This is a genomic window from Pulveribacter sp., assembly GCF_032079985.1.
Taxonomy (GTDB): domain Bacteria; phylum Pseudomonadota; class Gammaproteobacteria; order Burkholderiales; family Burkholderiaceae_C; genus Melaminivora.
The window spans coordinates 149294-161735 of sequence record NZ_DAMATK010000002.1 but is presented as its reverse complement, the minus strand read 5'-3'; the positions used below and the strand labels follow the sequence as shown (position 1 = coordinate 161735).

At 69.5% G+C, this 12442-nt stretch carries 15 protein-coding genes; 6 read left to right on the top strand and 9 right to left on the bottom strand.

Annotated features, from left to right (window positions below; all coding sequences use genetic code 11):
* Nucleotides 1-62: 62 nt before the first annotated feature.
* Complete coding sequence (locus RT282_RS07060) at nucleotides 63-404, bottom strand: hypothetical protein (protein WP_313312892.1); 342 nt, start codon at nucleotides 402-404, stop codon at nucleotides 63-65.
* 174 nt (nucleotides 405-578) lie between these two features.
* Between RT282_RS07060 and RT282_RS07055 the strand changes: the two genes are divergently transcribed.
* Both RT282_RS07055 and RT282_RS07050 read left to right on the top strand, forming a co-directional pair.
* Entirely contained in the window at nucleotides 579-2387 is a 1809-nt protein-coding gene (locus RT282_RS07055; protein WP_313312891.1) for a glutamine--tRNA ligase/YqeY domain fusion protein, read from the top strand.
* A gap of 108 nt (nucleotides 2388-2495) precedes the next feature.
* Nucleotides 2496-3338, top strand: a complete 843-nt coding sequence (locus RT282_RS07050; RefSeq protein WP_313312890.1) for an META and DUF4377 domain-containing protein — start codon at nucleotides 2496-2498, stop codon at nucleotides 3336-3338.
* 93 nt (nucleotides 3339-3431) lie between these two features.
* Here RT282_RS07050 and RT282_RS07045 read toward each other — a convergent pair whose 3' ends face one another.
* The gene (locus tag RT282_RS07045; protein ID WP_313312889.1) at nucleotides 3432-4835 is read right to left on the bottom strand and encodes an aspartate ammonia-lyase; all 1404 of its coding nucleotides are present in this window, start codon (nucleotides 4833-4835) and stop codon (nucleotides 3432-3434) included.
* 304 nt (nucleotides 4836-5139) lie between these two features.
* Here RT282_RS07045 and RT282_RS07040 point away from each other — a divergent pair, with 304 nt between their 5' ends.
* On the top strand, nucleotides 5140-5997 hold the full coding sequence (locus RT282_RS07040) for a peptidoglycan DD-metalloendopeptidase family protein (RefSeq protein ID WP_313312888.1): 858 nt from the start codon (nucleotides 5140-5142) through the stop codon (nucleotides 5995-5997).
* A complete protein-coding gene (locus tag RT282_RS07035; protein ID WP_409519474.1) occupies nucleotides 5946-6587 on the top strand; it encodes a pseudouridine synthase in 642 nt (213 codons plus the stop codon). Before RT282_RS07040 ends, RT282_RS07035 begins: the two co-directional genes overlap by 52 nt.
* 42 nt (nucleotides 6588-6629) lie before the next feature.
* On the opposite strand, the gene RT282_RS07030 is transcribed toward RT282_RS07035, so the two are convergent.
* Genes RT282_RS07030 through RT282_RS07020 form a run of 3 tightly spaced genes read right to left on the bottom strand, consistent with a single transcriptional unit; the run spans nucleotide 6630 to nucleotide 7745 of the window.
* Nucleotides 6630-6827, bottom strand: a complete 198-nt coding sequence (locus RT282_RS07030; RefSeq protein ID WP_313312884.1) for a DUF2892 domain-containing protein — start codon at nucleotides 6825-6827, stop codon at nucleotides 6630-6632.
* A gap of 38 nt (nucleotides 6828-6865) precedes the next feature.
* Entirely contained in the window at nucleotides 6866-7426 is a 561-nt protein-coding gene (locus RT282_RS07025; RefSeq protein WP_313312882.1) for a rhodanese family protein, read from the bottom strand.
* A 7-nt stretch (nucleotides 7427-7433) separates the two neighbouring features.
* Nucleotides 7434-7745, bottom strand: a complete 312-nt coding sequence (locus RT282_RS07020; protein WP_313313985.1) for a metalloregulator ArsR/SmtB family transcription factor — start codon at nucleotides 7743-7745, stop codon at nucleotides 7434-7436.
* A 127-nt stretch (nucleotides 7746-7872) separates the two neighbouring features.
* Between RT282_RS07020 and RT282_RS07015 the strand changes: the two genes are divergently transcribed.
* Nucleotides 7873-8226, top strand: a complete 354-nt coding sequence (locus RT282_RS07015; protein WP_313312881.1) for a carboxymuconolactone decarboxylase family protein — start codon at nucleotides 7873-7875, stop codon at nucleotides 8224-8226.
* 21 nt (nucleotides 8227-8247) lie between these two features.
* Here the strand turns inward: RT282_RS07015 and rarD are convergent, their stop codons facing one another.
* On the bottom strand, nucleotides 8248-9120 hold the full coding sequence (rarD, locus tag RT282_RS07010; protein ID WP_313312879.1) for an EamA family transporter RarD: 873 nt from the start codon (nucleotides 9118-9120) through the stop codon (nucleotides 8248-8250).
* Between the two features lie 90 nt (nucleotides 9121-9210).
* On the opposite strand from rarD, the gene RT282_RS07005 reads away from it, so the two are divergent.
* Nucleotides 9211-9672, top strand: coding sequence for a thermonuclease family protein (locus RT282_RS07005; protein ID WP_313312877.1), 462 nt, complete (start codon nucleotides 9211-9213; stop codon nucleotides 9670-9672).
* Nucleotides 9673-9685: 13 nt separating this feature from the next.
* Here the strand turns inward: RT282_RS07005 and RT282_RS07000 are convergent, their stop codons facing one another.
* From RT282_RS07000 to RT282_RS06990, 3 genes are all read right to left on the bottom strand, one after another.
* The gene (locus tag RT282_RS07000) at nucleotides 9686-10690 is read right to left on the bottom strand and encodes a diaminopimelate dehydrogenase (protein ID WP_313312871.1); all 1005 of its coding nucleotides are present in this window, start codon (nucleotides 10688-10690) and stop codon (nucleotides 9686-9688) included.
* Between the two features lie 99 nt (nucleotides 10691-10789).
* Nucleotides 10790-11734 carry a DHH family phosphoesterase gene (locus RT282_RS06995; RefSeq protein ID WP_313312868.1) on the bottom strand — a complete coding sequence of 315 codons (945 nt, stop codon included), beginning with the start codon at nucleotides 11732-11734 and terminating at the stop codon, nucleotides 10790-10792.
* Between the two features lie 233 nt (nucleotides 11735-11967).
* Nucleotides 11968-12240 (bottom strand): hypothetical protein, encoded by a 273-nt coding sequence (locus RT282_RS06990; protein ID WP_312303337.1) that lies wholly within the window; start codon nucleotides 12238-12240, stop codon nucleotides 11968-11970.
* Between the last annotated feature and the right edge of the window lie 202 nt (nucleotides 12241-12442).

The following is a 12442-nucleotide window of genomic DNA, read 5'->3' as shown; positions in this document are numbered from 1 at the left end:
GCCGATTATGCGGGCCATAAAAAAGCGGCCCCAAGGGCCGCTGCATCGAGCGGGGCGCTGGCTCAGCGCCAGTCGCGACGGTGCCTGTGGTGGCTGTGTCCATGTCCACGGCCGTGGCCGCGGTAATAGCCGACCGGCGGCGCCACCACGACGGGAGGTGCGTAGTACACGGGACGGGGTGCGCGGTATACCGGTGGCGCATAGACCACCGGAGGGGGCGCGTAGTACACCGGTGCCGGCGGGGTGTAGTAGACGGGGGCGGCATTGCCTGCGCCGATGACGACGCCGGGAACCCCCACTCCCACGGACCAGTACACGTCGCTGCGCGCCTGCGCAGCGCCGGCCCCTACCAACAGGGCCAGGCCTACGCCGGCGGCGGCAAACCAAGAGCGAGTTGCGGTCATGACGACTCTCCTATGAAGGCGGCCGTGCCGCCAGGCTCAAAACAAAAAATGGGCGCTTTGCAGTCATAACGCACGAGATGCCACAAAGGATGGCACAAATGTCGCCTTTTCTTGTTTCCGCATGTAGGGGTGCGCGTCACCGCGTGTAACCGGTGCGCCGCCTAGAATCGCGGGATGAGCTCCCCCGCCGACAAAGACCGCAGTTCCGACATTCCCCGGCCCAGCAATTTCCTGCGCCAGATCATCCAGTCCGACCTGGACAAGGGCACGCACGCCACGCGCACCTGGGGCGGCGCCCCGGGCGATGCGCAGCACCACAGCCAGGGCGGCCTGGACGAGGCTCGCATCCGCACGCGTTTCCCGCCCGAGCCCAACGGCTACCTGCACGTGGGCCACGCCAAGAGTATTTGCGTGAACTTCGGCCTGGCGCGCGATTACGGCGGCGTCTGCCACCTGCGCTTTGACGACACCAACCCGGAAAAGGAAGACCAGGAGTACGTGGACGGCATCATCGACGCCGTGCACTGGCTGGGCTTCGACTGGAAGGGCGCGCAGGGCGAAGAGAACCTGTACTGGGCCAGCAACTACTTCGACTTCATGTACCGCGCCGCCGAATACCTGGTGCAGCGCGGCCTGGCCTATGTGGACGAGCAGTCGCCCGAGGAGATGCGCGCCAACCGCGGCGACTTCACCCGCCCCGGTGTGAACAGCCCCTTCCGCGACCGCAGCCCGGACGAGAACCTGGCGCGGCTGCGCGACATGAAGGCCGGCAAGCTGCCCGACGGCGCCGCCGTGCTGCGCGCAAAAATAGACATGGCCTCGCCCAACATCAACCTGCGCGACCCGGCTATCTACCGCATCAAGCACGCCGAGCACCACAACACGGGCAACGACTGGTGCATCTACCCGATGTACACCTACGCCCACCCGATCGAGGACGCGCTGGAGCACATCACCCACTCCATCTGCACGCTGGAGTTCGAGGACCAGCGCCCGTTCTACGACTGGCTGCTGGACCACCTGCGCGAGGGCGGCCTTATCGCCCCACCGCAGCCGCGCCAGTACGAGTTCGCCCGGCTGAACCTGACCTACGTGGTCACCAGCAAGCGCAAGCTCAAGCACCTGGTGGACAGCGGCCTGCTGACCGGCTGGGACGACCCGCGCATGCCCACCATCGTCGGCCTGCGCCGGCGCGGCTTCACGCCGGCATCCATCCGCAACTTCTGCGAACGCATCGGCGTGACCAAGGATTACAGCTGGATCGACTATGCCCTGCTGGAGGCCTGCCTGCGCGAGGACCTGGAGGCCAGCGCCCACCGCGCCATGGTGGTGCTGGAGCCGCTCAAGCTGGAGCTGACCAACTGGGCCGAAGTCTTCGGCAGCGACGCCCATCTGGAGGACTGCACTTTGCCCGCCCTGCCCCACGCGCAGGACGGCGCGCCGGTGCCCGAGCGCCGCTTCACCCTGGGGCGCGAGGTCTGGATCGAGCGCGAGGACTTCGCCGAGGAGCCGCCCAAGGGCTACAAGCGCCTGTTCCCAGGCAACCGCGTACGTCTGAAGGGCGGCTACGTCATCGAGTGCACCGGCTGCGAGAAGGATGCCCAAGGCCAAGTCACCAAGGTGCTGGCCACCGTGCTGCCTGGCACCAAGAGCGGCACGCCCGGCGCCGACAGCGTGAAGGTCAAGGCCGCCATCACCTGGGTGGGTGTGCAGGACGGCCTGCAGGCCGAGGTGCGCCTGTACGACCGCCTGTTCACCGACCCGCAGCCCGACTCCGGCGGCAAGGACTACCTGACGCTGATGAATCCGGACAGCCTGAAGGTGACGACCGCCTGGGTCGAGCCCTCGCTGGCCGCCGCGCAGCCGGACGACAAGTTCCAGTTCGAGCGCTTCGGCTACTTCGTCGCCGACCGCAAGGACCATGCGAGCGACCACCCGGTGTTCAACCGCATCACCGGGCTGAAGGACTCCTGGGGCAAGTAGGCCGGGGATGGGCCTGCCGCGCAGGCCAAGAAGCGTCCGCTTCCTACCCGCGCCGTGGCGCGGGCGTGGCACGCTGCTCCCGTTTGCCCCTACTGGAGAACCCCACCCATGCGCGCACCCAACGCCTGCAAGAGCCTGTCCGCACTGTCCATCCTGTCCCTCGCCGCGCTGCTGGCCGCCTGCGCCGGCGTGCCGCAAGGCAGCCAGCCCGCCTCGCCGGCCCTGCCCGGCAGCGTCGTCGCCCCGCCCCCTGCCGCCGCCATGCCGCAACTGACCGCCTACGACTGGGAACTGGTCGCCATGAGCGACCGCCACGGGCGCAGCGACACGCGCTGGCGCCAAGCCAGCCCGCGCGCGCCGCGCCTGCATTTCGAGAACGGCCGCGTGTCGCTGCACAACCTGTGCAACGTCGTCAGCAGCAGCTACCAGCTGCGCGGCAGCATGCTGGAGCTGACGCAGGGTGTGTCCACGCGCCGCGCCTGCGCCGAGCCGGCCCTCAATGAGCTGGAGCAGCGCATGACGGCCGCGCTGTCTGCCGCCGTCAGCTACGAGGTGCGCAACAACGCCGGCGGCCCGCCGCTGCTGGTGCTGCACTTCAACGACGCCAGCCGCTGGGAGCTCAAGGGCACGCCCACGCCGCAGACCCAGTACGGCGGCCCGGGCGAGCGCGTGTTCCTGGAGGTCGCGCCGCACCGCGTGGCCTGCAGCCAGCCGCTGATGCGCGGCGCCCAGTGCCTGCGCGTGCGCGAGGTGCGCTTTGGCGACAACGGCGTGCGCCAGGGCACGGGCGAGTGGTACCCGCTGTACACCGAGATCGAGGGCTACCAGCACGAGCCCGGCATGCGCAACGTGCTGCGCCTGAACCGCTTCAAGCGCCAGAAGGCGCCGGCCGACGCCTCGCCCTGGGTCTATGTGCTGGACATGGTGGTGGAGAGCGAGCGGGTGCGCTAACCGCTCCTCCTCAAAAGCACGACGGGCGTTGGAGCCAGAAACAGCTCCACCGCCCGCCAGTCAAGCGCAAGCAGCTATTAACTCAGTAGCAGATCACGGCTGGACCGCCAGCGTGCCGGCCTGGGTCAGGCGCTCGGCCACCAGCAGCTTTTGCATGTCGGCGCGGCTCATGATGCCCAGGTCCTCGGCCACTTCGGCGATCGGCTTGCCCGTGGCGATGGCGGCCTTGGCGATGGAGGCGGCCTTCTCGTAGCCGATCAGCGGGTTGAGCGCCGTCACCAGCGTCACCGAAGCGGCGATGCGCTCGCCCAGCAGGTCGCGGTTGGCCACGATGCCTTCGACGCAATGCACTTGCAGCGTGTGGCAGGCCTGGCCCAGGTGGCGCAGGCTCTTGTGCAGCGCCCAGGCGATCAGCGGCTCGAAGGCGTTGAGCTGCAGCTGGCCCGCCTCGGCCGCCATGGTGATGGCCACGTCGTTGCCGATGACCTCGAAGCACACCTGGTTCATTACCTCGGGGATCACCGGGTTGACCTTGCCCGGCATGATGGACGAGCCGGCCTGGCGCGCGGGCAGCTTGATGTCGCACACGCCGGCCTGCGGGCCCGACGACAGCAGGCGCAGGTCGTTGCTGATCTTTGACAGCTTGGCGGCAATCCGCTTCAGAACGCCGGAGATATCGACAAAGGCACCCGTATCGGAGGTGGCTGCGATCAGGTTGCCGGCAGCCTTCAGCGGCACGCCCGACAGTTCGGCCAGCTTCGGCGTGACCACGTCCACGTAGCCCACGGGGGCGTTGATGCCCGTGCCGATGGCTGTGCCGCCCAGGTTGATCTCGCACATCAGGAAGGCCGAGTCGCGCAGGCGGCGCTCATCGTCGGCGATCATGGCGGCAAAAGCCGCGAATTCTTGGCCCAGCGTCATGGGCACGGCGTCCTGCAACTGGGTGCGGCCGATCTTCAGGATGGGACCGAACTCCGCGGCCTTGGCCTCGAAGGCGCCGCGCAGGGAAGCCAGGGACTGCAGCAGCGACTGGATGCCGAAGTAGGCGGCGATCTTGACGGCGGTCGGGTAAGCGTCGTTGGTGCTTTGCGATGCGTTGACGTGGTCGTTCGGGTGGATCACGTCATAGCGGCCCTTGGGCAACCCCAGGTGCTCCAGGGCACGGTTGGCGATCACCTCGTTGGCGTTCATGTTGGTGGAGGTGCCGGCACCGCCCTGGATCACGTCGGTGACGAACTGCTCGTGCAGCTGGCCGGCGATCAGGTCGTCGCAGGCCTGCGAAATGGCCTGGGCCTGGGTTTCGTTGATCACGCCCAGCTGCAGGTTGGCGTGGGCGGCGGCTTTCTTGACGAAGGCAAAGGCCCGCACCAGCTCGGGCATCTGCGCAACGGTGTGGCCGGTGATGGGAAAGTTCTCCACGGCGCGGGCCGTATGCACACCCCAGTAGGCGTCGGGAGGGATGGTCTTGATGCCGATGAAGTCGTGTTCTTGACGCATGGTCGAGTGAGATGAATGAAGATGTGGAGAAAAAAGCGAAGAAGCGTCAGGCCTGCCGGGTAACGCGGCAAGGCCAGTGCTGCGGGGCGGGCTGGACGCTTCTTGGGCGGCACATGCGCGCTGCGCAGCTGTGGCACAGGCGGTGTGCACCTGGGGCCACATGAGCCAATGCCCTGGCAGGCTGGACATGCCGGGGTCTGGCACGCCGCCGCTCAGGGCATTGGGCCGCGATTATGACCCAATGCACAGTCCGCGCATGGGGGCTGTACTTTCAGGCATAACCCGCCCTCTACACTTGCCCATCATGCCGTCCTCCCCACTCACCAATCCCGCGCGCCGCTCATTGCTGCGGGCCCTCGGCCTGCCCCCACTGCTTGCCATCTGCCCCGCTGGGGCCGCCCCGCCCGCCGCTGCCGGCCCCTGGCCGCAGGACCTGCGCGTGCCCGGCGGCGTGGCCCGGCTGTCGCTGGGCCCGGCGCCGCAGCGCCCCGCGGCGCAGACGGCCGACGGCGTGCCCCTGCTGGTGCTGGGCGACGCCATCGAATGGACGGCCCTGGTTGGCATCCCGTTGGCCGCGCCGACCGGAGCGGCCCACATCACCACCCAGGCCGAACGCGTGCCCTACCGCGTGGTGCCCAAGAAGTACAGCGAGCAGCGCCTGACGGTCGCCCCGCGCACGGTGGACCTGTCGCCCGAGGACACCGCCCGCTACGAGCGCGAGCGCGCCCACCAACAGCAGGTGATGGCCACCTTCTCCACCCCGCTGCCCGAGGGGCCGGACCTGCGCATGCGCCCGCCCGTGCCCGGGCGGCGCAGCAGCAGCTTCGGCCTGCGGCGCGTCTTCAATGGCCAGCCGCGCAATCCGCACAGCGGCATGGACATCGCCGCCGCCACGGGCACGCCCATCGTGGCCCCGCTGGCCGGCCGGGTGATCGACGTGGGCGACTATTTCTTCAACGGCGGCACCGTCTGGCTGGACCACGGCGGCGGCCTGCTGACCCTGTACTGCCACCTCAGCAGCGTGGACTGCCAAGTGGGCGACCAGCTGCGCGCCGGCGAGCCCTTTTGCAAGGTCGGCGCCACCGGCCGCGTGACCGGCCCGCACCTGCACTGGGGCGTGATGCTGAACCGCACCATGGTCGATCCGGCCCTGTTCCTGTGACGGCGCGCCTGATCCGCTTCAACAAGCCCTATGGCGTGCTGAGCCAGTTCACGCCCGAGGGCCGCTGGCGCGGCCTCAAGGGCCTGATCGACGTGCCCGGCGTGCGCGCCGCCGGCCGGCTGGACGCCGACAGCGAAGGCCTGCTGCTGCTGACCGACGACGGCGCGCTGCAGGCGCGCATCAGCGACCCGCGTCACAAGATGGAGAAGACCTACTGGGTGCAGGTCGAGGGCATCCCGGGCGATGAGGCGCTGCAGCGCCTGCGCGCCGGCGTGCTGCTGAACGACGGCCCCACCCTGCCCGCCCGTGTGCGCCGGCTCGATGCCGCGCCCGCGCTGTGGCCGCGCGACCCACCCATCCGCGTGCGCCAGCACATCCCCGACTGCTGGATGGAGCTGGTCATCCGCGAGGGCCGCAACCGCCAGGTGCGCCGCATGACGGCCGCCGTGGGCCACCCCACGCTGCGCCTGGTGCGCGTGGCCGTCGGGCCGTACACCCTGCAGGGCCTGGCGCCGGGCGCGTGGGACGACGTGGCGCCGCCGCAGGACTATCGAAAAGATAGCTACTCGCGCTTATCCAGCAAGCGCTAGAGCCGTTTTTCTCATAGAACCCGAGGCGGCACCCGGCCGCCGTCAGCGCGGCTTGCGCATCGGGCAGGTGCTCATGCCCAGCAGGGAGTAGGCCGGGCAAAAGCGCACCAGCCCCGTCAGCAGCGCCACCACGCCCAGCCAGCCCCACCAGCCCACGGTGCCCGTGGCCGCCAGTGCGATCAAAACCAGCCCCACCACTACCCGCAGCACGCGATCGATGCCGCCCACGTTGAATGCCATGATGCTTTCCCTCGGTTGACTGGAAAAACCCGGCCCTTTCAGGCCGCTGCCGCCCTGCGGTTCCAGGGCATCCTCACCAGCAGGCGAGCCAGGCCGCAAAAGCCGGACACGCCCGCAAACACCAGCCCGCAGCCGACGAAGCCCGGCAGCAGCAAGAACCACGGCGACACGCCGGCGCCCAGCGCCGTGCCCAGCGCCACCAGCGATCCGGCGGCGATCTGCACCTGGCGTTGCAGCTCCAGCGGCTGCGACGCGTCGCGCAGCACGGGCAGTCCGGCGCGCTTCCAGCCGTCCAGCCCGCCTTCCAGCACATAGGCTTGGCAGGGGGCGCAGTCCGCCAGCGCCTGCGCGTGCATGGCCGTGCGCTGGCCCGAGCGGCAATGAAAGATCACCGCCGGTGCGCCTGCCAGCCTGGCGCCGGCGGCTTGCGCCTCGCTGCGCAGCTGCTCCAACGGCACGCTGAGGGCGCCGGCGATGCGCTCGCGCGCGTGCTCGTCCGGGGCACGCACGTCGACCAGCAGGGCGCCGCCCGTATCAATCAGGCGGCGGGCGGCAAGGGCGTCCAGGGGCTGCAGGGGTATGGCGGGGGCGGTTTTCATTTCGAGGTCAGGGACAAAAGATGTTCTTCAGCGTAGCCACCAGGGTGGCCAAGTGCGGGTTGTCGATGCGGTAGTGCAGCGTCTGCGCCTCGCGCCGAAACGCCACCAAGCCCTCGTCGCGCATGCGCGACAGGTGCTGCGACAGCGCCGAGGGGCTGAGCGCTACGTATTCGTTGAGGGCGCCCACGCTCATCTCGCCGTGCTCGATCAGCAGGCACAGCACCAGCAGGCGGTGCTGATTGCCCACCGCCTGTAGCAGCGCGGCCGCCTGGACGGCGCTTTGCTGCAGTTGGGCGAAATCAGAGGGCGGGGTTTGCATGTCATTCATGGCAGGTTCCGTATTGTAATTAAGTTTTCTCTAAATTAGAATTTCCTAAACAAAACTTCCACGCCTGCAGCGCGGGTTTTGTCCAAGCCTTTTTCCACCACCACAGGGAGTCTTTTTCATGACCATCGCCTCGTACAAACAGCTCACCCAGGACATTTCCAGCAACCTCATGCCGCTGCGCAAAAGCGTGCCCGGAGTGATGGTCGGCTTCAACGACATGGGCAAGGCCGCCATCGCGGACGGCGCGCTGGAGGCCAAGACCAAGGAGCTGATCGCCCTGGCCGTGGGCGTGGCCGCCCGCTGCGAAGGCTGCATCGGCTTTCACACCAAGGCGCTAGCCCGCCTGGGCGCCACCACGGCCGAGGTGCACGAGGCCCTGGGCGTGGCCATCTACATGGGCGGCGGGCCGGTGGCCATGTACGCCGCCAGCGCCGTTCAGGCCTTCGAGGAATTCAAGCCCGCCACCGCCTGACCGGCCGGGCACTGCCCGCCTTTAACGCTGGCGCAGCCGCAGCGCGCCATCGACCACCAGCACGGCCACGGCCGCGAAGATCGGGCCGTAGGTGGGCCACTGCTGTGGCGCGATGCTCTCGCCCAGCAGCAGGGCCACCAGCGCCAGCAGCACCGGCTCCACATAGCTCAGCAGGCCAAACAGGCCCAGCGGCAGCAGCCGCGCCGCCGCCATGTACAGCGCCAGCGCCACGGCGCTGACCAGGCCCAGCACCGGCACCATGGTCCACAGATGGGGATGCCCGGCCACCAAGCCCAGCGACGACGGCGTGCGCAGCACGAACCACAGCGCCGCCGGCGCCAGCAGCAGCATGTCCAGCCAGTGTCCGCCCAGGTGGTCGGTGCGCAGCAGCCGGCGCATCACGAAATAGGCGGTGTAGCCCAGCGCGACCAACCAGGTCTCCCAGGACATGCCGCCGGCGCGCAGCACCTCGTGCGCCACACCGGCGCCGGCCAGCGCCGTGCCCAGCCACTGCAGACCCGACAACTGCTCGGCGAACAGCACCCGCCCGGCCAGCACCATCACCAGCGGCAGCAAAAAATAGCCCAGCGACACCGGCAGCGCCCGCCCGTGCAGCGGCGCCCACAAAAACAGCCACAGCTGCACCCCCAGCATGGCGGCGCTGGCCAGCAGGCCCAGCGCCAGCAGCGGCTGGCGCCAGGCACGCAGCAGCAGCAGGCGTACGCGCCCGCCCTGTCTGAGCGCCAGCACCAGCAGGCTGGTGAAGGGCAGCGTGCACAGCACGCGCCAGCCGAAGATCTGCTCGCCATCGAGCGGCGCCAGCCACGGTGCCATGTAGTACATGGCGCCAAACAGCACGGACGCGATGACGGAAGCGGCAAGGCCTTTGAGCACGGAAGGAAGGGAGGAAGAAAAGAGGATGGGGCAGGCCCGGCCGCGCGGGCCGAAGCCCTATAGTTTCGCCCTTTTTGCCCCTGCCGCACCGTGCCCGTCGCCACCTCTGCCCTGCTCTGTCTCGTGATTGCCGTCAGCGACGGAGACACCCTGTCCGTGCGCTGCGGCGAAGGCCGCCCGCAGCGCGTGCGCATCGCCGCCATCGACGCGCCCGAGAGCCGGCAGGCCTATGGCCGGCAGGCGCGCGAGAACCTGGCGCGCCTGTGCTTGCGCCAGCGCGCGCAGCTGCACACGCTGGGCCGCGACACCTACGGCCGGCGCATTGCCGACGTGCGCTGCGGCGGGCAGGACGTGGGCCAGGCCCAAGTGGGCGCGGGGCTGGCCTGGGTCAGCACGCGCCAGCCGGCGCAATACCGCGAACTGGCCGCCCTGCAGCAGCGCGCCCGCGACGCAGGCCAGGGCCTGTGGGCGCAAAAGCGCCCGCTGCCGCCCTGGGACTACCGGCGCCGCTACCCGGCTGCGGCCCCGGCGCAGTCCGGCGCCGGCCGCTGACTCGGCGGCCCGCTTACAGCAAATCGGCGCGCAGCTCGGCGGGGCTGCGCGGCGACAGCAGGCCGGGCGCCACGTCGAACACCGTCTTGCAGCCGTGCTGACCCATCTGCTGCAGGCGGTGCACGGCGCGGGCATAGGCCACCAGCACGCTGGCGGTGAACTCGGGATTGCTGTCCAGCTTCAGGTGGTATTCGATGACCTGCTGCGCTTGCTCGCTGCTGTTGCCGCTGCGGATCACGAAGCCGCCGTGGGGCATGGCGGCGTGGTCGCGGGCCAGCTCGTCGGCGCCGATGAAATGCACCGTGGTGTCGTACTGGTCGAAGTAGTGCGGCATGCCGACGATCTCGCGGCGCACGGCCTCTGCGTCGGCGCCCTCCTTGAGCACCACGAAGCACTCGCGGCGGTGCTTCTCGCGCGTGGTGAGCTCGGGCCGGCCGCCGGCACGCACGCGTTCCACGGCCTCATCCACGGGGATGGTGTACTGCACGCCGCCGGCCACGCCGGCCACGCGGCGGATGGCGTCGGAGTGGCCCTGGCTGAGGCCCTTGCCCCAGAAGGTGTAGGTGGCGCCATCGGGCAGCAGGGCCTCGCCCATCAGGCGGTTGAGCGAGAACATGCCCGGATCCCAGCCGGCGGAGATCAGCGCCGTGGTCTTGCCGCACTGCGCAGCGGCATCCACCGCGGCAAAGTGCTCGGGGATGCGCGCGTGGGTGTCGAAGCTGTCCACCAGGCTGAAGCTGGCGGCCAGGCGCGGGCTCTGCTCAGGCAGGTCGTCCTTGGAGCCGCCGCACAGGATGAGCACGTCCAGCTGGCCCTGGTGCGCCATCAGGTCGTCCATGGCATGCACGGCCACGCCCTGCCCCTGGGGCTGCAGGCTGGCCGGTGCGCGGCGGGTGTAGATGCCGGCCACGCGCATGTCCGGGTTCTTGGCGATGGCCGCCTCCACGCCGCGGCCGAGGTTGCCGTAGCCGACGATGCCGATGCGGATGGGGGTGCTGGAAGAAGCGTGCTGGGTCATGGTGGTGGTATTTATTCCAGATGAAAGCGGTGCCAGAAATTCAAATTTGATAGCTACCAGCGCTTAGCCGGCAAGGCTTGGAGGCCGATTTGGTTAATATTATTGCTGCTGCGCCTGCAGGTTGCCGGCCAGCAGCTCGGGCAGGCGCTCGGCGGGCAGGCGAAAGCCGCAGGCCTGGGCGTGGCCGCCACCGCCCATGCTGACGGCCAGCGGCGAGCAGTCATAGCCGCGCTGCGAGCGCAGGCCGACCTTGACCTGCCCGTCCTTGCCCACGGCCCACATCAGCGCGAAGGTGCCGCTCTGGCGCGACAGCAACTCGCCCACCAGGCTGTGGAAGGCGCCGGGCGCATTCACCATCAGGCCCTGCTCGCCATTGAAGACCAGAGACTGGGCGCCGCCGGCCACATCCTGCGCCAGGTGGCGGAATTTCTCGTCCATGGCCTGGCCGCGGGCGACGAAGGCGGCCGTCTCGGCGGGCGCGAAGTCGGCGATCTCGCTCCATCGCTCGAAGTCGAAGGGCTCCATGTCCAGCGCAGCGACGAAGCCGGCCGTCTCGGCGAATTGCCAGGCCCACAGGTCACGGTCTTCCACAAAGCGCACCAGATCAGGCAGCGGAGCATCGGGGTAGAAGAACTCCCACGCCAGCCGCGCGCCGGACTTGTGCATGTCGAAATGCAGCGCGCCGCAGCGGCATTCGAAGCCCGCCAGCTGCTCGGCCGCGCTCTTGTGGTGATCCAGCAGCACCAGGCGCTCGGCCTGCGCGTCGATGGCGGCCATCAGCTCGGGGCCGAAGGCGAAGTCCAGCACGTAGACCGCTCGCCCGGCCAGCGGCGGCAGGTCCTGCACGCCAGCGGCCTGGCCGTGCGTCAGGCCCACGCATTCCACCCGGCCGCCATAAAAGCGCCAGGCCGCCAGGGCCGCCGCAAAGCCGTCGGCGCAGCGGCCGTGGTACAGCACCAGGGGGTTGGGATCGTGGGGGGAAGGCGCTGCCAGCAGGGACAGCGGCAGCACGGTGGCGCGCCGGGAGATCGTCGTTGTCGTCATGTACGCCGATTGTGCGGCAGGGCGGCGGGGCAGCCGGCGCAGCACAGCGCGACGGGCCGCGCTCCTACAGGGGCGAGGGGGACGCGCTTGGATGATCGGGGGACGCGGCGTCTGCCCTCCGGGCGCCGCTCCCACCATCAAAAAATACGGCCGCCTACCAGAGAGAGGCGGCCCGGGAGGCCACCCATGCACCCCTTTCAGCCGGCCGGCAGGCGGGCGCGCGCCGCAGCGCCTCAGGGCGCCACCACGATGCGGCTGCGCGGCTGGGCCTGCGGCTCGCGCGCCCATTTGCGTAGCCCGTCGCGTCCGCTGGCCGCGCGCACCAGCAGCGCGCCGCCCGCCATGGCGTGTATCACGGCGCGGCCGCGCGAAGGCGTGAGCAGCGCACAGGCGATCAGCCCCAGGCCGGTGATCAGGGTGCAGGCGTGCTCGAACGGGGCGCTTTCGCGGGCGTCGTCGTATGCGATGACGTCGCGCACCGATTCGCGCAGGTCGGAAGTATTCATGGCGGTTTTCCTTTGCAAGCTGCGCCCCGTGCACCGCGCCCGGGGCGAGGCCATCGGCCCAGCGGCACACCGTAGGGCGGGCCGGCGCCGCGCCGCGCCATCGCCCATGCCCTGGCCCTGTAGGAATGCCGCCCATGGTCGCGGCGGCCGCAAAAACTGGATAAACATCCAGTTATCATCCAGCACCGACACGACCACCACC

Excerpts from the sequence above, each read along its gene's own strand:
- RT282_RS07025 (WP_313312882.1), bottom strand. The coding sequence starts at position 7,426 with ATGAAAACCGCCCCCGCCATACCCCTGCAGCCCCTGGACGCCCTTGCC.
- RT282_RS07030 (WP_313312884.1), bottom strand. The coding sequence starts at position 6,827 with ATGGCATTCAACGTGGGCGGCATCGATCGCGTGCTGCGGGTAGTGGTG.
- RT282_RS07000 (WP_313312871.1), bottom strand. The coding sequence starts at position 10,690 with ATGACCCAGCACGCTTCTTCCAGCACCCCCATCCGCATCGGCATCGTC.
- RT282_RS07015 (WP_313312881.1), top strand. The coding sequence starts at position 7,873 with ATGACCATCGCCTCGTACAAACAGCTCACCCAGGACATTTCCAGCAAC.
- RT282_RS07055 (WP_313312891.1), top strand. The coding sequence starts at position 579 with ATGAGCTCCCCCGCCGACAAAGACCGCAGTTCCGACATTCCCCGGCCC.
- RT282_RS07020 (WP_313313985.1), bottom strand. The coding sequence starts at position 7,745 with ATGCAAACCCCGCCCTCTGATTTCGCCCAACTGCAGCAAAGCGCCGTC.
- RT282_RS06990 (WP_312303337.1), bottom strand. The coding sequence starts at position 12,240 with ATGAATACTTCCGACCTGCGCGAATCGGTGCGCGACGTCATCGCATAC.
- RT282_RS07050 (WP_313312890.1), top strand. The coding sequence starts at position 2,496 with ATGCGCGCACCCAACGCCTGCAAGAGCCTGTCCGCACTGTCCATCCTG.
- RT282_RS07040 (WP_313312888.1), top strand. The coding sequence starts at position 5,140 with ATGCCGTCCTCCCCACTCACCAATCCCGCGCGCCGCTCATTGCTGCGG.
- RT282_RS06995 (WP_313312868.1), bottom strand. The coding sequence starts at position 11,734 with ATGACGACAACGACGATCTCCCGGCGCGCCACCGTGCTGCCGCTGTCC.
- RT282_RS07045 (WP_313312889.1), bottom strand. The coding sequence starts at position 4,835 with ATGCGTCAAGAACACGACTTCATCGGCATCAAGACCATCCCTCCCGAC.
- RT282_RS07060 (WP_313312892.1), bottom strand. The coding sequence starts at position 404 with ATGACCGCAACTCGCTCTTGGTTTGCCGCCGCCGGCGTAGGCCTGGCC.